The organism is Lentibacillus salicampi, from assembly GCF_004565465.1.
Lineage (GTDB): Bacteria > Bacillota > Bacilli > Bacillales > Amphibacillaceae > Lentibacillus > Lentibacillus salicampi.
The window spans coordinates 20,058-46,381 of sequence record NZ_SRHY01000027.1; the positions used below are offsets into that span (position 1 = coordinate 20,058).

The window sequence follows — 26,324 nt, forward strand, 5'->3', positions numbered from 1 at the left end:
CCTTAACACCCCATCTATTAGTCCCGACTAAATAAATCACGTGTATATACCTTGTCCATCACATCACTCAATTGGGTATCGGGCCGGTTAGCAACGATAACATCTGTCAAGTTCTTAAACTCCTCAAAGTCATTCACAACACGAGAGTTGTAAAATGTCTCGTTTGTTAGTGCTGGTTCATATACAATCACTTCAATGCCCTTCGCCTTAATGCGCTTCATGATACCCTGGATGGCTGATTGGCGAAAATTGTCCGAGTCAGTCTTCATGGTCAGGCGATAAATGCCAACAACATCCGGGTTTCGTTCGATGATCATGTTGGCGACGTGATCCTTTCGTGTACGGTTAGCGTCCACGATGGCTTGCATGATGTTGTTTGGCACGTCCTCGTAGTTAGCGAGAAGCTGCTTGGTGTCTTTTGGCAAGCAGTAGCCTCCGTAGCCAAAGGATGGGTTGTTGTAATGGTTACCGATGCGCGGGTCAAGGGCCACACCGTTGATAATCTGCTTCGTGTTGAGGTCACGTACTTCGGCATACGAATCCAGTTCGTTGAAAAAAGCGACCCGCATGGCCAGGTACGTATTCGCAAATAGCTTGATGGCTTCAGCTTCGGTTGAATTCGTGAATAACACGTCAATGTCTTCCTTTGCGGCCCCTTGTTCAAGCATATTGGCAAATGTTTGAGCGCGTTCAGATTGTTCGCCGACGATGATGCGTGACGGATATAGATTATCGTATAATGCCCTGCCTTCTCGTAAAAATTCGGGTGAAAAGATAATATTCTCAGTTACAAATTTGGCATTGATTTCCTTTGTGTAACCAACCGGGATAGTCGATTTGATGACCATGACAGCATTTTGGTTGATGTCCAGGACATTGCCGATGACGGTTTCAACGGTTGATGTGTCGAAATAATTCTGGTCCGGGTCATAGCTGGTTGGTGTCGAAATGATGACATAATCAGCGTCGCCAAAAGCTTCTTCGCTGTCTGTGGTAGCGGTCAAGTTCAAATCTTTGTTGGTGAGGAAGTCTTCTATTTCATGATCGACAATGGGCGACTTCTTATCGTTAATCATATCGACTTTTTCCTGCACGATGTCGAATGCAGCGACTTCGTTATGCTGGGCAAGCAGGACAGCATTGGACAAGCCGACATAGCCTGTTCCTGCGACTGCAATTTTCATTTGTGTTCGCCTCCTATTTCCCTGTATGATAACATATTTTTCATCAAATTTCGGCAGTTTGTTCTACTTCTATCCTATCTTATCAAATTGCTTCGTGTTTTACTACGACAATAGTCCTGTGCACAGGGATGGTGGCAGGACTTAGCGTTAAAATCTTTGCCTATTTCTTCTGAATAGTAATCGATACGGATCGGAGAATTTCTGCATGCATCCACACGTGATTAATTCATGTATTGAATAAAGCGTAATTTCTGCCTTTTCCTTCATTATTCAAGTTACCATGAAATACAGTGGAAAACTATTAGAAAAAAGCTTAAAGAAGGTACAAGCCGCTTAATAAATGACGATGGAATGGCCTGATATATGAAAAGAATTGAAATGAAAAAGGCCAAATACTATTTAAAACAAACTCAGAACATCTGATAAATTCTTGAATTCCTCAGCATCATTCACAACGCGGTAATTGTAAAGGCACACCCGACAGAAATCTGTCAGGTGTGCCTTTTGATGACTATCCGCGTCCGGGGTGAACTCCGAGATCGTCTCTACAACGCCAGATCGCCGGCTGCTTTAATTTTAACGCGTGTTGCATTTCCGGGCAGATAAGCTAATGGGACGTTTTCGATATCGACAATCTCGACTTTTTCGCTGTCGGCGCCGGCTTCGATTGTTTCATTAATGGCGAGTTGCTTTGCATTGTTTAGGATTTCTTCGCGATTTTCCGGGCTGATGGCGTATATCTTCTCAATTTCACCGCTGATTTGCGAGATAGCGGAGCCAATGGCATTTGCTACGCCGCCGTTTTCCGGTTTATATACCTCAGAAGCGCCATGCAGGTCGTCCGGGAATAGAACGTTTCCGCCGCCGACCAGCGCTACCGGCATATTGTCGGCACTTGTTTTGATTTTATCAATCGACTCTTCCACCATGTCTGTCATGCGCTGATAGATGGCGCCAAGCAACTCGCTATCCAAATGGCTGACATTCTCGGGATTGCCGAGCGTGACTTTTCCGAGGGCAACCGCAACATCCGTGGCTGTCAGGGTGGAACCGCCGAATACCAATGCTTCTTCCTGGATTCGGTGGCCGACACTGTCGGGGCCGACCGTGAATTGATCGCCTTCAAGGTGAATGACCGTGCCGCCGCCAAGGCCGATGGAATGAATATCTGGCATGCGGAAATTGGTACGGACGCCGCCAAGCTCGACTGCGAGGGATGATTGTCTCGGGAAACCTTTCGCCAAAACCCCGATGTCGGTCGTGGTCCCGCCGACGTCCACAATGATGGCATCTTTGTTATCGGACAAGAACGACGCCCCGCGCAGGCTGTTCGTTGGCCCACACGCAACTGTTAAGATCGGATATTTTAACGTATAATGTTTGGACATTAACGTGCCATCATTCTGGCAGAAGAAAACTTTGGCATCGATACCTTTTGTGTTTAATGCTTTTTCAAATCCTTCAGCCGTCCTTTTGGCGACATCAATAATCGAAGCGTTTAAGATAGTTGCATTTTCGCGCTCCAGTAACCCCATGCTCCCGACCTCGCTGGAAAGGGAGACCGAAATGTCGTCCCCTAATACGTCTCGTAAAATCTCCTCTGTTCGTGTTTCATGACGTTTACTGACCGGTGAAAAGATTGAGGTGACAGCAATGGAATCCACGTTGCCTTTTAACTCTTCCGCGATTAGGCGGATTTTCCCTTCATTTAATGGTGAAATTTCATCTCCATTGTATTCGTGGCCGCCTTCTACCATATACGTGTAATTTCCGAGAATGGCTTTTAAATCATCCGGTACCCCTGCCAGTGGTTTAATCGCGGTTCCAGCTGGCGCACCGATGCGAATGATGGCGACTTTATTCAGATGTTTTCGTTCCACAATCGCATTGGTGCACTGGGTCGTGCCGAGCATGGCAAAATCAATATTGTCTGCATCGACATGTGCATCAGTAATAAGCTGATTGATGGTCTGATAGATGCCTGTTTCGACGTCGTCCGTTGTGGGGGTTTTTAACGAATGAACGACATTCATTTCCCTGTCTAACAGGACCCCGTCTGTATTGGTGCCGCCGACGTCTATGCCTAAACGAAATGTCATGATTTATTCCCCCTGCCTTTCATGTAATGTTTCAACTGGTGTAAAATCGTAATCATAGCCAAAGTAACGCGGACCCGCGACTTCAACCCCCTTTTCCGTGCGCCATTTCTCATCGGCAGGTATGCCAATGACGGTTACTCGTGCACCATACCGCAAGCCTTCTGTGGTCATCGGAAGCGCGGTCTCGGTATCGAGCACACAGATTAAATCAGGGGTCATGCAAAGAACGTCGTGATCGGTTTTGACGATCAGGTTTTCGTTTTGAAATTCCAGATAGCCGTTATCCCCTTTATGCTGATCCAGACCTTCAATCGTTGCTGTACCACGCACGAACCCGCCGTCTGTTTGTCGCTCAATGTCTATTACTTTTCCTGAAAATAACGTAAATCCGCCTAATAGTTGTAAAACTTCCTCGATCGGATTTTTTTGATTCGCTTTGGCTTCTTTGATGGTCCGGCCGATGTTTTCCTCGAGTGTCAAGGTACGATAAATGCTCGCATCCTTCACTTGTCTGCCGTTCATGGGATAGATGGCATTCATGACGGAGCCGCCCATCTCCATCGTGGCAGCCCGGGCAATTTTTTCAGCCCATTCCCCATTCACCATATTTAAGACGGCACTATTACCTTTTTCATCCGCTAAAACCATTGGCGTCGTGCTGACACCATTTAAGTAAAAAGTGACCATTTGCAATTCGGGAAAAGCTCTGCCCATCCCATCACCATCCACAATCGGCAAGCCGGTACTGGCAGCGAGTGCTACCGGTAATAATGAGTTGACACCACCCGCTTCAATCGGCATCGTGGCTTTGATTTTTTTGTTCAAAACGTCTTCCAGCGAATGAAAGGCCTCGAGTGCTTCATCGCCACTTGGAATTTTTTCTACCAGTACTGTTGGCGCACCCATCATCGCAGACGGTACAATGACATCTTCATCGTTAATTTCTGTAATATCCAATAACTCCACGGGGCCCTGTTCCTCGATGGCCTGAAAAGCCATCATTTTACCGACAAACGGGTCGCCCCCGCCGCCGGTACCTAATAGTGCGGCACCAATTGCGATATTTTCAACTTCTTCTTTTCCAATTAATCTCATGCTGTATCCCCCTCGATAGTTAATTTGTTATTTTTATACCTGAATCCAATAACCAACTGCATAATAAATGCGGCTAAAAAGGAATCAATGCCTGCCGCACTCGTAATCGTAAATAAGCCGAAACCAGTCGGACTTGGCGTCGTCATAAACGCGAGCATGGCCGCGACAAACCAGATGATCAGACTGTGAACGCGCATATTCGGGATCCGATGAATATTGGCAAAATGATATTCCCGGTGCCTAAAGATAAAGTCAGCTGTGTAAATACCCCCGATCGGCGGAATCAGGACGCTCAAGACGTTTAAAAACGGAATAAAATGATCGTAAATACCTGATATGGCAAAGATGATGCCAATAATACCTGCAATGATGGTCAAAATATATTTGGGAATCATTTTGAAAATAACTGAAAACCCTAATGCCGACGAATAAATATTCGTATTATTCGTGGTCCATTGGGCAAGAATCAGGACGAGCATGCCGCCGGTCCCCCATCCGATGCCGATCATGATGGCAACAACATCCACTTCACTTGTTGCTTTTGCCAGGACTGCTGCAATGATCAGAACGATACAGTAGCCGATAAAATAGCTGAGAACAGCTGAAACGGCAGCATCTTTGGCGGATTTAGCATATCTGGAAATATCCGGTCCAATAATTGCGCCAACGGCAAGAGACCCAATAATAGATGAGATTCCCATGCCAATCGTCAGCGGATCTGACGTCAATGCCATCTGATTCAGTTCATCAAACGTAAAATTTTTGCTCGTAATATAAACCGAGCCAATTAATAAGATGGCAAGCAACGGCACAGCAATCGTACTCAGTTTTTCAATGGCCTGGTAGCCAATACAGGCGGTCAACGTCATTAAGGCCCCACCAATGATCATGAGAACGCTGGGAGCGATATGGACCCCGAACACATCGTTAATCACTTTATGTAAACTGGATCCGAATAAATCCAGCTGCACACCGAACCAACCGAATAACGATAGCGCAATAATGACCGATACAGCCATTGATCCGTATCTACCAAGGGCAAAAGACGATACGAGTGCTGTCGATAAACCTGTTTTGGCTCCAACAATGCAGCAAAGGGCGCTTAACAGGGATAACAGAAATGTCCCGATAAGTGACGCGATAATAGAATCGGTCAAATTCATGCCACTGCCCAATGCTCCCCCAAGTGCAGTTGCTGATAACGCAACAATCCCCGCGATCCAGACCAGTGTTTGTTTAAACCAGCCTTGTCTCTTCTCATCCGGAACCGGGTCCAATTCGTAGTCTTCAATGAACTTTTTGTTATCGTCCATCCTTCTCACTCCCTATCACGTGACTTAAGCATTGATTCATTAAGGTAACGGCTTGTTTAAGATTTTTGTCAATTGTTTCCCGGTCATAAATAATCACACCCCAAAACAAGCCATTTCCGATAAAGATAAAATAATCGATGATTGCTTCGATTTCCGATTCATGCAAATCCGGATATCTCTGACGAATGACCTGAGTTAAATGGTCAACAAGCCAGCTATCATATTTTTCCAGATACACACGGACTTCTTGTTTAATGTCCGGTATTGGTGACGTGACCATCATGATATAGCCTTTCGTTTCTTCTTCATGTTGCGTATGATGAAAGACAATTCTGTTGAATAATTCTGAAAATAATGGGCTAATTTGTTCTGATTCATGATTCTCATAGGCCGCTTTCATATTGGCAAAATGGTGTTGCAGAATGACCCGGATTGATTGAATAAAAAGTTCCTGCTTATTCGCAAAAAAATAATAAATAGACGCTGTTTTAATGCCGACTTTCTCAGCGATTTTCCTCATGGACGTTCCCTGGTAGCCATATTCTGCAAAATTTTCGATAGTCGCCTCAATAATCTTATCTCTTGTCATAGTTTTCACCTAACTAATGTTTGTTAGGTGAAAATAGTAGCACTATTTCTTCATTCCGTCAATATTTTTAGAAAAATATTTTAACTTAACACGACTAGACGAACAAAGTATTGGACCAAAGTGGCGAATTAAATAAGTCCCTTCATTTTCTTTTCTAGTTGTGATAAATTTGTCACGTATATCAAATTGATAAGGGGGGCTTATTTTCCATGAGAAAAGTAATGCTATTATTTATCATTATACTATTAGCAGGATTACTTGCTGCTTGTGCAGAAGACAATGCAGACGCATCTGGGGATGAAGGTACAGTCGAAGGTACTGAAGAAACATCCGATGAAGGAACAACTGAAGAGGAGGTTAAAGAAGAACCTGCGGAAGAAGTGGCCGGGGACGAGGTTAAAGAAGAACCTGCAGATGAAGCAAACACAGAAGCCGATGTCCCAACCGAATACATATCTGCATTAAAGTCAGCAGAAAGCTATTCAGGTACGATGCATATGTCTAAGGCAGGGATTTTTGACCAGTTGACTGCCGAATTTGGTGACCAGTTCCCTGACGATGCAGCTCAGTATGCAATTGATAATATGGAAGCGGATTGGAACGAAAATGCATTAAAATCAGCAGAAAGTTACAGTAAGACTATGAATATGTCTAAAGCGGGGATATACGATCAATTAATATCGGAACAAGGGGAAAAATTCACAGAAGAAGAAGCGCAATACGCTGTGGATAATATAAAAGCAGATTGGAATGCGAACGCACTAGAATCAGCAAAAAGTTATCAGGAAACAATGGATATGTCGCTTGAAGCCATTAGAGATCAATTAACTTCAGATTATGGTGAAAAATTCACTCAAGAACAAGCAAATTACGCAGTTGAAAATTTAAACTGATCATTTAAACAGAACTTATGCAAGCTCGGATATTCATACCTGAGCTTGCTTGTTTATTTTAAGACCTCCGCCACGATTCCACCAATATTTCCAACCCTCCCCCCTTTCATTACCCACCATTTAAAAAAGGAAGATCATTACTTTAGTAAAGCCGAAACACGTCATATCTGGACGCCTGTTAATAGTACAGTATGTCCAAGGGGAGCTTAAAAAAATTGAGGGCGAGGCGCATTAAACCGAATAGGTTCATTAATCCTGACTAAACAATTATATACGCCTCTCAACCTCCTTCTCATCACCACTTGACTCTACCGCATAATTCAGCACCATCACTCGAGAGAGGACAGCGCCCATCTTAACCATTATTCATCATTTATTTGAGGCAGATTCTCATCTTTTAATACTGACCGGGAATAAACTTACGTTAAGATTAGCCTGTCTTGATTCTTATCGTCGTCCAAATAGCCCAGAAGCGCTGTCGACTAATTTCGGGGCGTTACTGGAATAGACCTGCCCATCTACATTCCAATAACCTCCCGTGACTCAGTTTCTTCCGCTTCGGTGACGCTCATCACGAGGCTTCCGACTACACAGATGCTTAAGTTTAAGAGAAGCCCCCACAGGCCGCTTGCAATATTAAGCAATGACAGGTCCATTATGGTCATGACAGAGGCGACAATTGTTCCTGCCAGCATTCCTGCAAAAACTGTTTTTGTATTAAGACGGTTCCAATAAAGTCCCAGAATAAATCCTGGCGAAATCTGGATTAGCAGTTCAAACTTCAGGACAAAAATTTGGTAAAGCGTCCCGGGCGGGAACCATGCGATTAATATCAGAATAGCAACAGCCGCCACACCAACCAATTTACCCACGAGAAGCTTCTTCCGATCTGAAGCCTCAGGGTTAATATAATGCCCATATAAATCATTTGAAATAATCGATGAAAATGTTAGTAGTATGGAATCAGCTGTCGAGACAATGGCTGCAATAACGCCGCCAAACAAGAAGATCATCGCCCAATAAAATAGCGCGTTCTGACTTGCTATACTGCTTGCCATCTTACCGACAAGCTGTTCAGATTCACCGGTCGACAAGCCGGGGAACGCATTAATGCCGATGATGCCTATTAAAAAAACGATTCCAGCCGTTACAAACGGCATCCATGCCATTCTGCTGAATGAACGTTTTAATGTTTTTTCGCTCTTTGCTGAAAATATTCGCTGAATTGCATGCGGGTACACGGCAGCTCCGATTCCAATTAAAAGCAGGAGGCTAAGCCAGTTTCTGACCCCTGGTGCATCAGGTATGCCAAGTTTTTCAGGCGAATAGGCCTGCATATAATCCGTCGATGTCGGCACCCCGCCGAAGTAAACAATCGATCCGATTAACAGCATAAACACGCCGAACAGTAACGCAAAACCCTGCATCGTATCGGTGTAGGCAACGGACCGCATGCCTCCCAGCCAGCCATAAACCAGCATAATAATCACAAAAAAGATAACACCTAACTGATAAGGAATCGTGCCTCCCGTGAGTCCAGAAACACCCTGACCGATGGCAACAAATTGCTCAAGCAAATAGTTTCCCAGCCCGTAAAGCATAAGCAGTGACGCCAATATTGTCACCGCTTTCGATTTAAATCGTTTCTCCAACCATTGAGCAGGCGTCACCAGCTTATATTTTTTGCCGATACTATAAAGCCTCGGCGCGAATAAAAGATAGGCCATAATAATCATGATAAAAAAAGGGACAGACACCAAGTATTCAAAACCCTGCCGATATGCAGAAGGTGGATAACCGACAACCGTATTGCCGCTATATTGTGTCGCAAAAAAAGTGAAAAACAACACGGTAACACCAAGGCCACGCCCGCCAAGATAGTATTCATCAAGACTTTCATGGATATTCCTGTTTCGTAAATACGTGAAAAGCCCAACTCCCAGCATGATTGCCCCATACACAGCAAGAATTAATATGCCAGACCAGCCCGAAAATGCTAAATCCATCTGTTATTTCACCCCTTTCTCATCCATCTCTTCTTTTTCTTCTTCAATCATCCAATGATTTTTTATCACATACGATAAAAAAGCTGACAGAAGTATTGAAACAACGATGATGCTAATGGCCCACAGAGGCATGCCAAAGATGAACATATCATCAAAACTGCCCGGGAAATACCATGGCGTTAATAACGCCAGTAAAATAACGAAGACTATCCATAGTTTCGGATTTTTGATCGGTTCTTTTCGAGGTTTGCCCATGGTCGTTCCTCCCTCATGACTTCGAATTTTCAGTTATTTGTTCATAAAAGTCGATTTATACAGCATGCAGATCAGTAATTTTGCCAGCCTTTACAACCTGTCCAGGAACGTCATGACCCAACGCCGTTCCCAGCTTTTTCGAGGCCGCTAACAATAGATCAAGGTCCGCGTTCATTTGATAACCCATAAAGACGAGCATATGTACAAGATCTTCAGTGCAAATATTTCCCGTTGCACCAGGGGCAAACGGACATCCCCCTAAACCACCCAGGGATGCATCAAACCTTACAGCACCTGCTCGAATCGCCTCCATCACATTAGCCAATCCCATTCCGCGGGTATTATGAAAATGTAAGGTCAATGGTACATCCGGCCAACGGTCTAATATTTCGGTGGTGAGCCGATTCACCTGCTTTGGCGTTGCCATCCCTGTTGTATCAGCAAGTGTTATACCGTCCGCTCCAAGCTCAAGATAGTCTTCAACCAAATTCAGAACACGATCGTCCTCAACCTTTCCTTCAAATGGACAGCCAAACGATGTCGCCAGCGATCCATTGATTTTAATGCCTGTCCCACTGAGATGATTCGCGACCTTCTGAAAATCTGCAAAAGATTCATTGACGGTCCGGCGCACATTTTTTTGATTATGTGTTTCACTGGCCGAGACAACTAAGTTTATTTCATCAGTCCCACAAGCTACAGCTCGTTCAGCCCCTTTAACATTCGGTACTAATGCAGCGTAAACGGTACCATCTTTGCGATCGATGCCTGTCATGACATCTTCAGCATCGCGTAAATTTGGGACAGCTTTTGGTGACACAAACGATGTGACTTCAATTTTATCAACGCCGGAATTGGACAAACGATTGATCAAATCAATTTTTTGCTCAGTCGGCATGAATTGATCCTCAATTTGCAGCCCGTCACGTGCCATGACATCTTGAATATAAATGTGTTTCATATCAGTTCCTCCTTAAAGAACGCCTTTATCTTTCAATTCGTGTACTTTTTCGTCATCATAGTCGAGCAACTCTTTCATCACTTCATCGGTATGCTCCCCTAAATCAGGACCCAGCCAGTTCGTTTTCCCGGGTGTGTCACTCATTTTCGGAACAACACCCGGCACTTTCAACGCTTCGTCTTCATTTAATTTAAACTCATTGATCATTTCTCTGCTCATATAGTGCGGATCATGCACGATGTCTTCAATACTATAGATCGGTCCGGCCGGCACTTTCGCATTATCAAGCACTTCAAGCGCCTTCTGCAGTGATTTGGTTTGTGTCCAGCTTTCGATTACGTTATCGAGATAATCAGCGTGCTCAGCCCTGCCACTGTTCGATTGAAATCGCGCAGCATCTCCCAGTTCAGAGTGGCCGATCGCATCCATTAACCTTTTGAAAATCGCATCGCCATTTCCACCAATGACGATATATTTTCCATCGCTACACTGGTATGTGTTCGAAGGCGCAATTCCCGGAAGCGATGACCCGGTCCGCTCACGAACAGCCCCTAGTTTGTCATATTCAGGCAACGCACCTTCCATTAAGCTAAACACGGCTTCATACAACGCAACATCGATGATTTGTCCCTTGCCAGTTCCTCTCACATCACGATGATAAAGCGCCATCAGGGCCCCATTGACGGCATACAGCGCAGCAAGCGAATCACCTAAACTGATGCCCACTCGGGTCGGCGCCCGGTCCGGATAACCAGTTATGTGCCGCAATCCTCCAATTGACTCACCTACACTTCCGAAGCCTGGCTTATCCCGATAAGGACCCGTTTGGCCATAGCCGGAAACCCGAACCATAACCAACCCTGGGTTAATCGCCGATAAGGTGTCATAGCCAAGGTTCCATTTTTCCAACGTACCCGGCCTGAAATTTTCGATAAGAATATCACATTCTTTTACAAGCGAATGGATAATCGCCTGACCCTCTTCAGATTTTAAATTGACAGTGACCGACTTTTTATTCCGGGATTGCAGCCTCCACCACAACGAGGTGCCTTCGTATATATGCCGCCAATCACGTAGCGGATCACCTCTTCCCGGCGTTTCAACTTTGATGACATCAGCACCAAATTCCGCCATCAAGCGCCCGGCAAATGGACCGGCAATGAGACTCCCTAATTCGAGAACCTTCACACCTTCCAAGCTTTGCTCCATTTGAATTCACTCCTCTTGTTGACTATACTTTTTTGGCTTCAATTACGAATTAAAGTATTTGAATAAATTTTCATTTTATTTCGTTATATTATAGCTACCTGTATACAAAAATGCAATGAACACGTAAAAAGTCGCCAAAAATAACTGCTTTTGTCCTAGTTTGTATACAATAGATAATTGAATGTTAGAACATTTTTTTATATAATACATGAGAGGTGTTGTTTACAATGGATGCATATACCTATATCAAAAAGCGGATCTTACACGGAGAATTTCCACCTAAAATGCGGTTAACAGAAGAATATTTAGCAAAACAATTGCAAATCAGCCGAACCCCGATACGCGAGGCTTTAAAACAACTTGAGACAGAAGGACTTATGTTCCCTATGAAAAGAGGCGTCCGTGTTCGTCATTATACGAAAGAAGATATCCGACAAATTTACGATGTACGAACACTGTTGGAGGGGTATGCTGCTTCTCAGGCTGCGCTTTACCGAACGCGTGAAAACCTGGCGGAAATGAAAGAAGCAAATGATCGATATGAGCAAACAATCAATCATTATTTTCAAACCGGGGAAACGACAGTGGAATCTATTCTGGAGTTGAACCAAACATTTCACAAAAGTATCGTGAAGGCATCGAAAAACCAGCACATTATGGACCTTATCTCAAAGACGGTGGTCTTGCCATTAATCTTTCGCTCCTTCTATTGGTTTAATGAGGAACAAATGAGAGATTCTCACGAAGCACATCATACGATTCTTCATGCTATAGAGGTACAAGATATTGAACGAGCTCGCGCCGCCATGCACGAGCACATTTACCACGGAAGAGATCAGGTTCTGCCACACATAGAAACGATTGCAGAAGATTATTCAATCCCTCATCAACATCCATCGAAATAAGCGGGATGAACGGTAAAGACATAAATCCTATTAGTGTTCACACCGGCCGTATTCGGGCAAATATCGTTCGACAAACCGCGGAAAATAAAAAGTTCCTTCAGTCTTAGCACATACTCGAGGCACTAAAAAAGAGAAACCCTGGCAGTCCAAAGTTTCTCTTTTAACCGGATACGTGATTCAGTAGCTGTTAAATTCTCAGCTGACGTACTCAGATTATGAATGGTGTAATCCAAACGGTTTTAAAAGCCTCTATTCACTGGGGCTTTTTGAAATATTTTTATGTCGTCGGCCATTCTCTTACTGGCTTGTATCCGGAATTTTGCAGAAAGTCTTTCTCTGTTTTCTGACTCAATCCTCGGATATCAATCTGACTCTGCAGTGCGGTGACGTGCATTTTTGCTGTATATTCTAATGTTTGTAATGCCATTCTTGCTTCTTTTAGACTTGTATCATATACAATGATGCCATGGTTTTCCAGAAGCAAGACGTTGGCGTACTTAGCTTTTTCTTTCACTGCCTGTGCCAGTTCTGTACTGCCTGGATGATAATATGGGATACGCTCTACTCGTTCCAAATAGTACATAGCTTCCACAAAATAGTTTGATGGAATATCAATATTCGAATTTGCCAGTAGTGTACTATAAAACGGTGATGCATGAAGGATCGCATTCATTTCTGGTCGTTCTTCATAAATTCCCTGGTGCATTTTATATTCCTTTGATGGCTTTGATCCTTCCAAAAGGCTTGCACTCGAACATAATGAAAAATCATCGATCGCCAATTCCCCTAGATAGGTCCCACTTGCTGAGACATAAAATTCATCGGCGTTCAATCGGGCACTAATGTTGCCAGCAGTGCCCCATGCCAGATTTTTTTCCATCATGAATAGACCTGTTTGCTGCAATTCTTTAATAAGTTCTAAACGACTCATTCTGACACACCCCTTATTGAAGTAAATTGACTAAGCCAATCGATAGTGATGGTACAAATACGATTAGTGCTAAGGTAATTAGGATTGCAATATAGAACGGGAGCAAGTTTATAGCAAGCCGATCAATTCTTGTATGGGCAATTTTACCAACGACAAATAAATTCAAACCTAACGGTGGTGTTACCATACCAATTGCTAAGGTTACAATCATGACAATGCCAAAATGTACAGGATCGACGCCAACTTCCAATGCAACTGGTGCCAGGATTGGTGCCAAAATAATGATGGCAGCATTTGTTTCGATAAACATTCCTACAACTAACAACAATAGCACAGCAACCCCCAAAAATACCATCGGGTTATCTGAAATAGAAGTTATTGACTGTGCGACTTGTTGTGGTACATTTTTAATCGTTAAGATCCAGCTGAACAGCCCTGCAGTCCCTAAAATAAACATAATGGTTGATGTCGTTGCTGTGGCTTGCGTTAATACACTCTTAATGTTGTTCAGATTGATCGCTTTATAGAAAACAATACTTACAATCAATGCATAAACCACTGCAACACCAGCAGCTTCAGTGGCTGTGAATACGCCGCTATAAATACCGCCCAGGATGATAAATGGCATGATTAACGCTGGCAGAGCCTCAAGGAATGCCTTCCATACTTCTTTGCCTGATTTTTTCGGTTCTTTTAAGTAGTCTCGTTTTTTAGCTAGAATCATAACGGTAATGACCAAACCAATACCGATGACGATGCCTGGAACCATTCCTGCAATAAACAAATCGCCAACTGACGTGCCGGCAGCTACGCCATACAAGATCAATGGAATACTTGGTGGAATAATAATGCCTAGTGTTCCTGAAACGGCCTGTACACCACCTGCGAATTCTTTATGATAACCACGAGCCACCATAGCGGGGATTAAAATCGAACCCAAGGCAGCAGTTGCGGCCACACTCGAACCTGATATTGCCGCGAAAAACATTGTCGTGACAACGGTAACAATGGCCAGTCCACCAGAAACGTGACCTGTAATCGCATTGGCCAAATTGATTAAACGTTGTGATATACCGCCATATTCCATAATAACACCAGCCAGCATAAATAACGGAATCGCCATTAATGGAAAAGAATCCAGTGACGTAAATGCCTGTTGTGCTAATACCATTAGAGGCATATCCCCATCGACTAGAAGAGCTAACGCTGATGAAAGCCCAAGTGCAATAGCCACAGGTACGCCAAGTAAAAATAATACGAGTAACGATATAATTAAAGTCGTAATCATTGAGCTTCACCCTCCACTTCATCAGTACGCTGCTTTCTCGTTTCAATCAATACTGCCATCCCATTTAAAAACATTAATAATGAACCAACAGGCATCGATGCGTATGCCCACGCCATGGAAAACTGTAATGTCGGGGTTGATTGCCCGGTAACCAAAAATGTCAATTGAAAACTAACGTAAGTCAGCATGGCAAAGAAAAAGGCACTTATTAAAAGAATGACGATATTCAGCCGTTTTTTATTCTTAGCGTTTACAACCTCCAGCAAGAAATCAATCGCGATATGCTCATTTTTTCGCACCGCTAATGCTGAACCGAGGAAAACAATATATATCATGATATAGCGTGAGATTTCCTCCGACCAAGCTAATGGAAAATTAATCACAAAACGTGTGACAACTTGCATAAACACGAGAACTACTAAAGCTATAAATAAAACGGATACAACATATTTCACAACACTATTGATTCGATCTATAAATTTTAGATATGCGTCCATTCAAACCCCTCCAATCATCTTAAATTATCAATGGTTTCATACAGATCACGTCCATATTCATCGGCCAAACGGTCATGCACAGGCTGAACAAGCTCTTCAAAAGGTGCTGTGTCTACTTCTACAACTTCTACACCTGCATCTTTCATCACCTGAAGCGCTTCTTCTTCCTCTTGGAAAACAAGCTCGTTTTGGTATTGGCGTGCTTCCAGCGCTGCTTCTTCAACAGCTTGTTGCTCAGAACTATTCAATTTTTGATAAGTCTTATCACTCATGAGCAATTGTACATAGCCATACACATGGTTTGTCTTAACTAAATAATCTTGAACCTCTTGAATCTGAGCATTTGTGCTAAACGAAACCGGGTTTTCCTGTGCATCAATGACACCAGTCTGAAGTGATGAATACACTTCACTAAAGTTCATTGGCGTAGGATTAGCTCCCATTGCTGTCCACCCTTCAACGGATGCTTCTATATTAGGCGTTCGGATTTTAATTCCTTCCAGATCTGCAGGACTTTCAACTAACTTATTGGTTGTTAATTGTCGAGGTCCACGAATCCAAAATTCTAATCCACGTACGCCTGTTTTTTGTAGCGTGTCCGCTTGCAATTGTTCACCAGCATCCCCATAAAGAAAAGACTCGAGATGTTCTAAGTCCTGGAACATATAAGGTAATTCCAGAAGTGCGTATGGTTGATGGAAATTCGACATGACACCGGCTACAAGCGCAAAATCAACGGAACCGATTTGCATGCCCTCGACAAGGTCACGATCCGACCCTAATGTCGAGCTTGGATATATCTCGACTTGTACGGAGCCATTTGTTTTTTCACCGACCAGCTCAGCAAACTTCTCAGAACCTTGATGCCAAGCATGCGACTCGTTTTGAATATGGCCAAGCCTTAACGTGGTAACGTCTTCATTATTCTCTTCAGAACTTGCAGGCTGCGTGCAACCTGCAAGTACCATGACAGTACTAATTATTAAAAAGATAGATAGATTCTTAAATAACTTCACGTATATACCCCCCTAGGCATCAAATTCAACAAGTACTTTAACGGACTGGTCTTCCTTTTTGTCCACCATCCGAAATCCTTTGGCGGCATCTTCACAGGAAAGACGGTGGGATATGACTTTTTCAACAGGAATTTCCTGTTTTTCAATAATCGATAAAGCTTCTTCGGTATCAGGTCGGTTATATGTCATGCAGCCGATAATTTCTTTTTCATTCTGCTGCAGTTGTTCGATATCGACTTCTTGCTGGTTTCGGAACATCGCAACGGTTACGGCACGACCACCTTTTTTCAATAAGGATAGTGCTTCATTTACAATACCTGGCACACCGGCTGTAATGAATACTTTATCGAAGCTGCCTCCCATTTCTTTTTTGACTGCTTCTATCCAGTCAGGCTGTTCTTTGGTATTGACCGTTTTGGCCGCGCCTAACGTCTGTGCGTACTCCAACGAATAATCCAGGACATCTGTTACAAGTGTGTGTTCAACACCTCGAGCTTTTACAGCAGCAAGCGTTAATAGACCAATCGGACCAGCGCCAATAACTGCAACACGATCTGTTGGTTTTACGTCACCTTTAAAAGCTGCATGGACACCAACAGCCAGTGGTTCAACCAGCACACCTCGATCATAGCTGACGGAATCAGGCAATTTAATGACTAGTGATTCCGGGGAAACAAAATATTCGGCCATTGTACCGAGCCAATCACCCATACCAGGTGCTAGGCGTTCATCGGAATAATTGATGTTGCCTGTCATTTCGCCTTCACTTTCACCAGTTCCCATTTGTGGTTCAACTGTTACACGGTCCCCAACTTTAACCGACGTCACATTGCTCCCAATTTCCGTCACTTCCCCAGCAACTTCATGTCCAATAACAACGGGAGGTTGCCGAAACGGGTGCAGTCCCTTATAAGTATGGATATCAGAACCACAAATGCCAGCAACATTAACTTTCATTAATACCTCATTTTCTTTTATCTTTGGACGATCGATGTCCTTAACTTTAATCGTTTCAGCTTCTTCAACGTATACTGCTTTCATGATGCGATCACTCCTAATTATTGAAGTATATTGATTTTGAATTTTGTAAATGAGCTTGCATTAAATCGATGCTATCTGAATGATGGCTTTCCAACGCTTTAAAAATTGCTGTATGCTCCTGATAAAACGTACGTACTCTCAGTGGATCCTTGTTAAGATGGCGCAGCGTTATTCTACGCAAATGATCCTGATAATTTAATAAGGTGCGCGTTATCTCGGTATTCCCAGCTATTTCACTAATAATCAGATGAAATTGATGATCCAATGTCGCAAATGCCTTCACATCTAATTTATCAGTCGCATATTTTGTCTCATCTAAATTATCGCTTAGTTCCTTCAATTGCTCACCAGTAATTGTTTGATAAACCGACTTACAATTAAAAATTTCCAGTGCAATACGCAAATTATAAATGTCGTTAATTCTTTCAACGGATAAGTCATTGACAATAATCCCTTGTTTGGAAGAAACGTTCACGAATCCCTCTGTTTCCAGGCGTGCCAGTGCATTTTTAATCGGGGTTTTACTCATGTCCAAATCGTTAATTAAGGCACGTTCTGACAGAAAATGCCCCGGCTGGTAGGCCTCGTCTAAAATCTTTTCTTTAATCTTTTGGTAGGCGATATCTTTTAAAAGCATGTCCCTATTTCCTTCCCTTCTAAATTTTATTGACCCGCTTTAAAAACATTTTCAAGGAAGTCTGTTCCACCTAGTTGACCGCTTTTTAAAGCAATTTCAAGATGATTGAATGACTCGCTTTCAGAATACGCCCGACATAATGGCGCACCAGGAGCAATGGACTGTAGTACCTCCAGCCCGAAAATGCCCAGTTGAGACGTGACAAATCCTGACGTATCTCCTCCTGTAATGACCAATCGTTTCAAATCACCGTTTTCCACGATGAATTTTGCCCATTCTCCTAGCTGTTTGCCAATATGAAAACCAATATCTTTTTTGATGCCATGTTCAAGAAAATGATTCTTCGTAGACTCAATGACCGGATCATCAGCACCCTTAGCGGTATATAATACGACTTTCTTTTCGGTTTTAAGCAAGTCTATGACATGGTTCAAGTAATTTTCCGGAATCTCGTTTTCTGTAAGTAACTCATATGGAATCTGCTCCATATGAAATCCAGATTGCTCTGCATGTTCCAATTGTGCTTTTGTGACATCTGATACACTTCCGGAAATGACCAGCATTTGTTCTATTTGTTCAGGCTTTTGTTCTTTTTCCTGATTGTTAACAATACCTTCTTGGCGCCATTTGTTTCCCAAAGCATATTCAATACCTGATGACCCAACAAGAAAATGGGATCCGTCATCTCTGGTTTCCCAAACGGCTTCCCCAAAGGCCTCCATATGCTGCTCTTCCAGTGCATCAAATAAGATGATGTCTTCTTCAACGTCATTCAGCCTCACCTTGTTTTCTGATGCAGAATTCATATCACGAACAGTAACGGTTGCAATGGTTTGTTGCGTCTGTTCCTGCAAATGGACAGCCAAATCCGCCTCATCCATTGGGGTAACGGGGTGTTTGGACATAACAGGGTGTTCATCAAGCCGGTAGACAGTGCCATGAAAATTAGCAAAATGGTTGCCGAATACGGTATAACGACCCAGTGCAGGCGCTGCTACCAGTAGTGGGTAAGTCCCTTTTGTAAAGTAATCCCTTGCCACGTCCATTGCGTAACCAATACTTCCTACCTCAGGCGAAGAATCAAACGTCGAACAGACTTTATAATGCACAAAGTAAGGATTGATATCTTTGAATTTCTCATAGACAGGTGCGATTTCATTTTTCATTTCCGATTTGTCTTTTGCTCGAGCTGTACCGGCAACACCTATGCATTGAACGCCCTCAAAACGTTTGAGCATGTTTTCATTGGGCGGCTCCAGAAACAGAATCGTTCGTAAACCATATTGATCTAAAGCTTCCATGGCATCCGTAGAACCCGTGAAGTCATCGCCATAAAAAGCTAGTAAAATACGATTATCCATGAAAATACATCCTTTCGACTTGAGATATAACATAGATCTAAGTTGTATCTAAATAGATTCTAACAAAAGCGTTTTCATAAATCAACAGTAATTTTTTGGGGAAATTGAGCGGTAGATCGCGAGAATTTATATAAAAAGACCGGCACAAATTGAGTTCGCCGGTCTTCTTATCGAAGGTTAGAAAATTGTTATACCCTCTACTAAACTTCCCATTCGGTATGAAAACTACCTGGTTGGTCAACACGTTCATACGTATGTGCACCAAAATAATCCCGCTGTGCTTGTATCAATTCAGCCCCGCTGTTTGGAGAACGGTAACCATCATAAAAGGAAAGTGACGTACTAAAGCCAGGCAAAGATAAATCTTTTTCGATTCCTTTCATCGTGATCAACTTTGGCAATACTTGCTCCCATAACATCAAGTCCGAACACGCCAATTGTATTTACCATTTCACCACAATCTCCCCTATCACACGTTTACGAACTATGTCGCTCGTGATCATTTCTTTTTTGAAATACTGCGAGTTTTTCATATTCATGTTCCAAATTGCTTGCTATACTGCTAAAAATCGGAATCAATTCGTTATATAATGCTTGATGTTCGGGCTCCGGGACGTGTTGATAAGTGGCGCCCATTAGATCCTTCGCAGTATCAAAAGAATCGATTTTTCCCTGTCCATATAAGCCTAGAAGACAGGCACCTAAACAGGATGATTCATAGCTTTCGGGTACCGTTACCGCATGCCCAAAGATATCCGCCAACATTTGTCGCCAAACTTTAGACCGGGAAAATCCACCCGTTGCTTGAATAGAAGTAACGGGTACGCCCATGACGTCCTGAATAGCTGAAAATACCATATATAAATTAAATATAACGCCTTCTAAGGCTGCCCTTATCATGTGCTCTTTTTTGTGGTTTAACGTGAGTCCAATAAAAGAGCCCCGTACGTTGTCATTCCAGAAAGGTGCTCTTTCTCCAGCTAAATAAGGATGAAACAAAAGACCGTTCGCCCCCGGGTCTACCCGATTCGCAATATCCGTTAAGGCATCATATGGATTGATCCCTAAACGGTTGGACGTTTTAACTTCACTCTCCGCAAGTTCATCACGTGTCCACCGCAGTACCATCCCCCCATTATTAACGGGGCCGCCTATAACCCAATGATTCTCAGTTAATGCATAACAAAAAATCCGTTCTTTTGTATCGGTTCTTGGCTCAGGTGCCACGGTCCGGATAGCGCCGCTTGTTCCAATAGTTATGGCCATGTCACCTTCATGAATGACGCCCACCCCAAGGTTAGAAAGAACACCATCACTTGCCCCCACGACAAAAGGTGTGTTCTCCAAGATCCCCATTTTCTGGGCCAATTCCTCGTTACAACCTGACAGGACTTTGGTTGTTGGCACGAGACGTGATAATTTTTCTTTTGTGATATGGGCAGCTTTCAGAGCATCTTGATCCCATTCAAAGGTGCTAAGATTCATCAACTGGTGCTCTGAATGCCAATCGCATGCTTTGTATGAAAAAATTGAACAACCTCTCCATCAATAGGAGCAACGACAGTACCTTCTGTTGGCTCAACGGCAATGCCATCACCCATTAATTTCTGACTAAACATCTCATCTGGTACATCTTCCATGCTGATGACATTCCCCGTAAACGGAGACAAAATGGTTTCCGTTGTGTCTTGTTTTCCAAATAGTTTCTTGAACATCTATTCCACCTCCAGCTAAGATATAAATTAAAACGTACATACAACAAGCGAAAAAGCGAAAATTGACTTTCGCCCTTTGCACATTAATTGGTTTATTTGAATTCCGGCCAGTACTCCTGATTAGCTTCAATTAAATCATCCAACACATTTTTCGCTACTGCTGCACTTGGCACTGTTTTGGAAAGAGTTAACGCTTGCCAGAATTTCTGATAGCTGCCCTCAATGTATGCTTCAACAGCTAATTTTTCCACCGTTACTTGTTGATACATCAGCGCCCTTTCAAATTCCGGAATCTTACCTTGGCTCAAGGTCTCCGGACCATCCGACCCGATAATGCATGGAACCTCTACCATAGCGTCGTCGTCAAAGTTGGCAATGGCGCCATTGTTTTCAACGATCATCAGCATGCGTTCATGCGTGTTAAACGCAATAGCTCGGGCTAAGTCAACGATGAATGTCGCGTGACTACCAATTGAGAAGCCACTGCCCGCGGCTGTTTCGTTTTCAATAATAGTTCTTGCTGTCGAAAATACTTCCTGCTCTCTTCCATCGATGACTTCATTTGCGCGTGTATAATCAGCATCCGAATGTTCCACTTCATAATCAGGGTAGAAATAATATTTTAAATACGTATTCGGCAAAAATCTCGGATCCACAGCTAAAAGGTCTTTTGCTTTTTTATGCGTATCTTGCCAGCTTTGATCCATATGCTGTGTATCGACTTCGATTTGAGTGAGATAGCCGTTTTCTGCAACATAATCGCGAATTTGCGGTAAGTATTCATGCCCTTCTTTATCTTTGACACTTGTCCACCAGCCAAAATGGTTCAAGCCAAAATAACGGACTTCTAAGTCGTTAGGTTGTTTATCTATAATTTGCGACATTCTCCTTAACGTTCCAACAGGCATATCACAAATATTTAACACCTTGGAATTCGGACGAAGAATACGACAAGCCTCCGCGATAATAGCTGCAGGGTTTGAATAATTCAACATCCAGCAGTCTGGCGAATATTGTTCCATCAAATCTATAAGTTCAACCATAGGCCCAATACTGCGCATTCCATACGCAACTCCGCCGGGTCCGCATGTTTCTTGCCCGACTACACCATGTTTTAATGGGATCTTTTCGTCTTTTTCACGCATATCATATTTTCCTACACGGATGTGCGCAAAACAGAAATCTGCACCGGTAAATGCCTTTTCAGGATCTGTTGTATAATGAAACGTAATATCTGGCGCTTGCTCTTTTAATAAGATATCCAATGATTCACCTAAAACATTTTGTCTATCCGCATCATTGTCGTATAATGTCAGTTGTTTTATTGGAAATCGATCCAAATTGTCCAACAACATCATTACAATTCCTGGCGTATACGTACTTCCGCCCCCTGCAATGACAACTGAGAACTCTTTCATATGAATCTTCCTTTCTTTTCTAGTCGATTTCTTTTGTACCTAAATAGTTATCAACTTGTTTTCGAATGCTGTTCACTGCTAAGCCGTAGACTACTTGAACATTTTGGTCTTTCACAATAATGCCGTTTGCCCCCGTCTCGCTTTTTAATGCTGCTTCATCCACCAGATCCGGTTCGTCCAGTGTGAGTCTTAAGCGAGTATAGCAATTGGTTACTGTTTTTATATTATTTGCACCGCCCAAAGCATCGACAATAACGCTTGCCATCCCCGGGCTCTCTTGAGCAACAGGTTCTTTCTCTTTAGTTTTCTTCTCATTACTTTTCTTCTCTTTATATTCTTTTTTGGAGTACATTTTCGTATCCTGCTCAGCATCCTCGCGGCCAACCGTTTTAAAATTAAATTTCGTGATAAGGAAGCGGAAGACAACATAATAGATAACAAAGAATGCTAAACCGACTAAAATGTACATAGGCCAGCTTGTTTTTTCAATTCCAAGCGGAAGATTATATAACAGGAAGTCGATCATTCCATTTGGCCCAATCGCCCGGACATCCAATAGATTCAATGCCACAAAACTCAAACCGCTTAACGCAGCATGGACAACAAATAGAAGTGGTGCTACAAACATAAAAGAAAACTCAATCGGCTCTGTTACACCCGCAATAAATGATGTGAAAGCTACCGGAATTAAAATCGCTTTCGCCTTTGCCTTGTTTTCGGGTTTTGCTGTATGATACATGGCTAAACATGCCCCAATTAACCCAAACATCTTAGAAATACCACGCGCATCCCAAATCACACTTTCCGACAGCCTGGAAACACTTGGATCGGCAATTTCGGCATAATAAATGTTGCGCGCGCCTTCAAATACTTGTCCGCCAACTTCTTCAACACCGCCCAATGACGTATATAAAAAGGGTGTATAAATGAGATGATGCAAGCCAGTTGGAATTAATAGTCTTTCTAAAGCACCGTATAAGAACAATCCAAAGTTTCCGCTTCGTTGGATTAATCCCCCCAAACTGTTAATCCCACTTTGGAAGAAAGGCCAAATATATGTGAGTACAACCGCTAACAAAATAACGGTCGGGATTAAAACGATAAAGACAAAGCGGGAACCACCATAAATCTGAAGGGCCCCTTTAAGTTCGGTCTCGATAAATTTATTATGGATAAAAGCCGTAACAAGTCCCAGAATAATCCCCAAAAAAACACCCATGTCCAGGATTTGTACACCCATAATCAGTTTCTGACCAGCACCTTGCATGGCCTCCGCTTCAGCTAACAACCCATTCAGTTCCATGAATTTATTCATCGCATTAACGAACACCAGATACCCCAGCAAAGCTGTAAACCCAGCGACAGATTTTTCCTTCTTAGCCAAGCCCACTGTGATACCTACACAAAATATCAATCCCAAGTTACCTAGAATGGAAACCAATGAACCAGATAAAATGGTCCCAAACCCTGTGGTAATGGGGTTATCCAATAATGGAACGGCTTCAAGTAACCGTTGATTGGTAAACACATTTCCAAGTGCAATCAAAATCCCTGCAATCGGCAGAATCAGTACAGGAATAAACATAGCTTTGGAAAATCTCTGCATCCCCTCCATTACTTTCTCTTTCATAACAATCCCCCCATTTCTATTTAATGTAGTCTTATTTTTCCACGTGGCTGTTTCGTTGTAAATGCTTTCAAGCACAATGAAAACGTGTTTCATAAGAAGAAACACGTTTCACACACTGAAGCTCCAACAGCCCTTATTATTTTTGTACCTACAACCGGTCAAAATATGTCTTCATGATCATTTCAAACGCCATTAGCAGCCTCGGAAAGAAGATATTTGGCAGCATATTTCGATCATCCAATTTACTGTTATCAACGATTTTAAAATTCAGATCAGATAAATTACCCACTCGGTTGCTTATTTCCTTGGTGAAAGAAACGGTCGTGATGTTATGCTCCCTAGCAGCATTCAGTTTATCGATCACTTGCTGAGTTTCCCCGGATTTCGATATTACAACCAACGCGCCAATATCCTCTATGTTATTCTCAAACACTCCAACTGAATCCGTCCCGCTTGCCAGAATGGTCTTTTTCCCTAATACCAATAGCTTTTTATACAGATATTCCGCTGCAATCCCAGAAAAGCCAGTAGCATAAATAAAAATATAATTTTGATTTAAATTTAAAACCCTTTCAATAAATTGCTCCGCATCATCCATTGTATTGTATTTAAAAAAATCCTGAGATGTTATATCCGGAAAGTTCTCGACCACCCCAGTTTGTTGATATTCCGTTGATTTGACCTGTGGTAAGAGATTATAATACATATCCACGAACCCTGTGTAACCTAATTTTTTTGATAAACGGATCACTGTGGCTGCAGATGTATAGTTTTCCTCTGCTATTTGTCTGACACCTTTTTGTAAAACATTATCGAAATTGCTAATAATATAGTTTAAAACCTGCTCATCGATTTCAGTTAAATTTTTTCCTTGAGTAATTTTACTGATATCAATCATGTTTGATCAACTCTTTCAACTCTAAAGTCATAACTTCATTATAGTGGATAATGTGTTAAACGACAATTTGGTTCCCTCTTTGTCATCGACTTCTGCAGTAACAGAAAACGATAAGAAAAACGAAAACCTGCCGGACACATAACAGCATCGGCAGATTGTTAATATACTTTTATTCCCACAGGTAAAATTCTCTATCTCTCAAAGCCCAGTCTCTTTCCACGGCGCCCCTAACCTTCTTCTTCAGTATTCCTAGTCTCCATAAAAAAGGGGTACGCTTTCAATATTTGCCCATAAGTGCCGGAGTCCTTAATCGGAAAGCAGTTCTCCCTGTCAACACAACGGGAATGTGTAATCGTGTTAACGATATCCAGCACGACAAGGTCTTTTTTCCGATATAAGGTGCCGCATAACGGGCATCTAATTAAATTCATGAATCACACACCTCCCCGTGAAAGCCATACTTATCAAGATCCGTTCATATCTATTGGACTTCTATTATACATGATTAGATAGAATTGCGAAAAATTCCACTGCTTTATCAGGCAAAAAAAGACCGGCTCTCCCTTCATAAACGCATTCCCTCTCCATCTACCAAACAGACCCCAACGCTTTTTCATCCACTAACCCACCCAGCTTCCGCCTAGCCTGCTTGCCCCAGCTTTTCACCGCTTCCACCGAAACACCTTCCTGTTCCGCAATCTCCTTTACCGACATTTCCTCAACAATAAAACACTTCACCCACTTCCACTGATTGTCCGACAGCTGCTCACGTACTGTCTGCCAAAAAGCTGCGTCACGCTTCTTGCCTCCATTCTGCCTCACCGGATAAGCCAGGCCATTACTTCGATAATAATTACCGTTATCGATATGCGTCCGGTATTCCTGTGCGTAATGCACCGTTTTTTCAGCTTCTTTATTCTGTTTCCGAACCAAATCGATCATGCGGTTGCGGATCGTGTAATTGAAGTATGTCGCCATCGGCCCTTGATCCGGCTGATAATTCTCATAGGCATTCCTCATGGCGACCAACCCTTCCTGGTAAAATTCCTGATGCGAGTACTGAATATTTAGCCGGTAAATTTGGTAATGAATTCGTGCTCGTTCTACCTGAAAATCTCCTCGAATGTGATCATGTCTTTTTCCATCTTTATTACCCCATGCTGCCCAGTAAGCACAAACTTAATAGGCTATCTCTTCATAACTATAATCGCAAGAAGCCGAGCATTTGGGGGCATGAATTTGAAAAATATTTTCTAATATTTTTTACCGAAAGATGCCACTTTTTCCGGATTCGCTTCGATTGTAGGGGTGAGAAAGGTTATTGAGTCGTCAAATCAGTTAATCCGCTGTTCCGATAGTCGTTGTCACCATCCTGCTTGCCGT

General features: G+C 42.7%; 23 protein-coding genes and 3 pseudogenes. 2 read left to right on the forward strand and 24 right to left on the reverse strand.

What is annotated here, in order from left to right:
• Nucleotides 1-17: 17 nt before the first annotated feature.
• The 5 genes from E4U82_RS13555 to E4U82_RS13575 form a co-directional block, all read right to left on the reverse strand.
• Nucleotides 18-1,184: a nucleotide sugar dehydrogenase gene (locus E4U82_RS13555; RefSeq protein WP_135110710.1), complete on the reverse strand. Its 1,167-nt coding sequence runs from the start codon at nt 1,182-1,184 to the stop codon at nt 18-20.
• Between the two features lie 545 nt (nt 1,185-1,729).
• The gene (locus E4U82_RS13560; RefSeq protein ID WP_135110711.1) at nt 1,730-3,283 is read right to left on the reverse strand and encodes an ROK family protein; all 1,554 of its coding nucleotides are present in this window, start codon (nt 3,281-3,283) and stop codon (nt 1,730-1,732) included.
• Between the two features lie 3 nt (nt 3,284-3,286).
• Nucleotides 3,287-4,378 (reverse strand): S-methyl thiohydantoin desulfurase family protein, encoded by a 1,092-nt coding sequence (locus tag E4U82_RS13565; protein ID WP_135110712.1) that lies wholly within the window; start codon nt 4,376-4,378, stop codon nt 3,287-3,289.
• Complete coding sequence (locus tag E4U82_RS13570; protein ID WP_135110713.1) at nt 4,375-5,691, reverse strand: purine-cytosine permease family protein; 1,317 nt, start codon at nt 5,689-5,691, stop codon at nt 4,375-4,377. Before E4U82_RS13570 ends, E4U82_RS13565 begins: the two co-directional genes overlap by 4 nt.
• On the reverse strand, nt 5,681-6,280 hold the full coding sequence (locus E4U82_RS13575; RefSeq protein ID WP_135110714.1) for a TetR/AcrR family transcriptional regulator: 600 nt from the start codon (nt 6,278-6,280) through the stop codon (nt 5,681-5,683). The genes E4U82_RS13570 and E4U82_RS13575 overlap by 11 nt, the downstream gene beginning before the upstream one ends.
• Before the next feature lie 209 nt (nt 6,281-6,489).
• Here E4U82_RS13575 and E4U82_RS13580 point away from each other — a divergent pair, with 209 nt between their 5' ends.
• The gene (locus E4U82_RS13580) at nt 6,490-7,173 is read left to right on the forward strand and encodes an Ltp family lipoprotein (RefSeq protein WP_135110715.1); all 684 of its coding nucleotides are present in this window, start codon (nt 6,490-6,492) and stop codon (nt 7,171-7,173) included.
• 518 nt (nt 7,174-7,691) lie between these two features.
• Here E4U82_RS13580 and E4U82_RS13585 read toward each other — a convergent pair.
• From E4U82_RS13585 to E4U82_RS13600, 4 genes are read right to left on the reverse strand one after another with little or no spacing between them, the layout of a single operon-like run.
• A complete protein-coding gene (locus E4U82_RS13585; protein ID WP_135110716.1) occupies nt 7,692-9,179 on the reverse strand; it encodes a sodium:solute symporter family protein in 1,488 nt (495 codons plus the stop codon).
• Nucleotides 9,180-9,182: 3 nt separating this feature from the next.
• Nucleotides 9,183-9,434 (reverse strand): hypothetical protein, encoded by a 252-nt coding sequence (locus E4U82_RS13590; RefSeq protein ID WP_135110717.1) that lies wholly within the window; start codon nt 9,432-9,434, stop codon nt 9,183-9,185.
• Between the two features lie 55 nt (nt 9,435-9,489).
• Entirely contained in the window at nt 9,490-10,395 is a 906-nt protein-coding gene (locus tag E4U82_RS13595) for a hydroxymethylglutaryl-CoA lyase (RefSeq protein WP_135110718.1), read from the reverse strand.
• A 12-nt stretch (nt 10,396-10,407) separates the two neighbouring features.
• Nucleotides 10,408-11,604: a CaiB/BaiF CoA transferase family protein gene (locus tag E4U82_RS13600; RefSeq protein WP_135110719.1), complete on the reverse strand. Its 1,197-nt coding sequence runs from the start codon at nt 11,602-11,604 to the stop codon at nt 10,408-10,410.
• A 227-nt stretch (nt 11,605-11,831) separates the two neighbouring features.
• On the opposite strand from E4U82_RS13600, the gene E4U82_RS13605 reads away from it, so the two are divergent.
• Nucleotides 11,832-12,509, forward strand: a complete 678-nt coding sequence (locus E4U82_RS13605) for a GntR family transcriptional regulator (RefSeq protein WP_135110720.1) — start codon at nt 11,832-11,834, stop codon at nt 12,507-12,509.
• A gap of 277 nt (nt 12,510-12,786) precedes the next feature.
• On the opposite strand, the gene E4U82_RS13610 is transcribed toward E4U82_RS13605, so the two are convergent.
• From E4U82_RS13610 to E4U82_RS13680, 15 genes and pseudogenes are all read right to left on the reverse strand, one after another.
• Nucleotides 12,787-13,440, reverse strand: a complete 654-nt coding sequence (locus tag E4U82_RS13610) for a class II aldolase/adducin family protein (RefSeq protein WP_135110721.1) — start codon at nt 13,438-13,440, stop codon at nt 12,787-12,789.
• Nucleotides 13,441-13,453: 13 nt separating this feature from the next.
• On the reverse strand, nt 13,454-14,728 hold the full coding sequence (locus tag E4U82_RS13615) for a TRAP transporter large permease (protein WP_135110722.1): 1,275 nt from the start codon (nt 14,726-14,728) through the stop codon (nt 13,454-13,456).
• Entirely contained in the window at nt 14,725-15,225 is a 501-nt protein-coding gene (locus E4U82_RS13620; RefSeq protein ID WP_135110723.1) for a TRAP transporter small permease, read from the reverse strand. The genes E4U82_RS13615 and E4U82_RS13620 overlap by 4 nt, the downstream gene beginning before the upstream one ends.
• Before the next feature lie 14 nt (nt 15,226-15,239).
• On the reverse strand, nt 15,240-16,241 hold the full coding sequence (locus tag E4U82_RS13625; protein WP_245183588.1) for a TRAP transporter substrate-binding protein: 1,002 nt from the start codon (nt 16,239-16,241) through the stop codon (nt 15,240-15,242).
• A 12-nt stretch (nt 16,242-16,253) separates the two neighbouring features.
• The gene (locus tag E4U82_RS13630; RefSeq protein WP_135110724.1) at nt 16,254-17,282 is read right to left on the reverse strand and encodes a zinc-dependent alcohol dehydrogenase; all 1,029 of its coding nucleotides are present in this window, start codon (nt 17,280-17,282) and stop codon (nt 16,254-16,256) included.
• A 13-nt stretch (nt 17,283-17,295) separates the two neighbouring features.
• The gene (locus E4U82_RS13635) at nt 17,296-17,919 is read right to left on the reverse strand and encodes a GntR family transcriptional regulator (protein WP_135110725.1); all 624 of its coding nucleotides are present in this window, start codon (nt 17,917-17,919) and stop codon (nt 17,296-17,298) included.
• Between the two features lie 26 nt (nt 17,920-17,945).
• Nucleotides 17,946-19,280, reverse strand: a complete 1,335-nt coding sequence (locus E4U82_RS13640; RefSeq protein ID WP_135110726.1) for a four-carbon acid sugar kinase family protein — start codon at nt 19,278-19,280, stop codon at nt 17,946-17,948.
• A gap of 200 nt (nt 19,281-19,480) precedes the next feature.
• Nucleotides 19,481-19,669 (reverse strand): annotated as a pseudogene (locus E4U82_RS13645) (NADP-dependent phosphogluconate dehydrogenase); the annotation flags it as partial.
• 88 nt (nt 19,670-19,757) lie between these two features.
• A pseudogene (locus tag E4U82_RS13650) lies at nt 19,758-20,768 on the reverse strand (FGGY-family carbohydrate kinase); the annotation flags it as partial.
• Nucleotides 20,769-20,773: 5 nt separating this feature from the next.
• A pseudogene (locus tag E4U82_RS13655) lies at nt 20,774-20,995 on the reverse strand (PTS sugar transporter subunit IIA); the annotation flags it as partial.
• 92 nt (nt 20,996-21,087) lie between these two features.
• Complete coding sequence (locus tag E4U82_RS13660; RefSeq protein WP_135110730.1) at nt 21,088-22,413, reverse strand: 6-phospho-alpha-glucosidase; 1,326 nt, start codon at nt 22,411-22,413, stop codon at nt 21,088-21,090.
• 19 nt (nt 22,414-22,432) lie between these two features.
• The gene (locus E4U82_RS13665; RefSeq protein WP_135110731.1) at nt 22,433-24,043 is read right to left on the reverse strand and encodes a PTS transporter subunit EIIC; all 1,611 of its coding nucleotides are present in this window, start codon (nt 24,041-24,043) and stop codon (nt 22,433-22,435) included.
• A gap of 148 nt (nt 24,044-24,191) precedes the next feature.
• Entirely contained in the window at nt 24,192-24,941 is a 750-nt protein-coding gene (locus tag E4U82_RS13670) for a MurR/RpiR family transcriptional regulator (protein WP_135110732.1), read from the reverse strand.
• Between the two features lie 227 nt (nt 24,942-25,168).
• Nucleotides 25,169-25,372 carry a hypothetical protein gene (locus E4U82_RS13675; RefSeq protein ID WP_135110733.1) on the reverse strand — a complete coding sequence of 68 codons (204 nt, stop codon included), beginning with the start codon at nt 25,370-25,372 and terminating at the stop codon, nt 25,169-25,171.
• A gap of 157 nt (nt 25,373-25,529) precedes the next feature.
• On the reverse strand, nt 25,530-25,961 hold the full coding sequence (locus E4U82_RS13680; protein WP_342447741.1) for a sigma-70 family RNA polymerase sigma factor: 432 nt from the start codon (nt 25,959-25,961) through the stop codon (nt 25,530-25,532).
• Nucleotides 25,962-26,324: the final 363 nt, after the last annotated feature.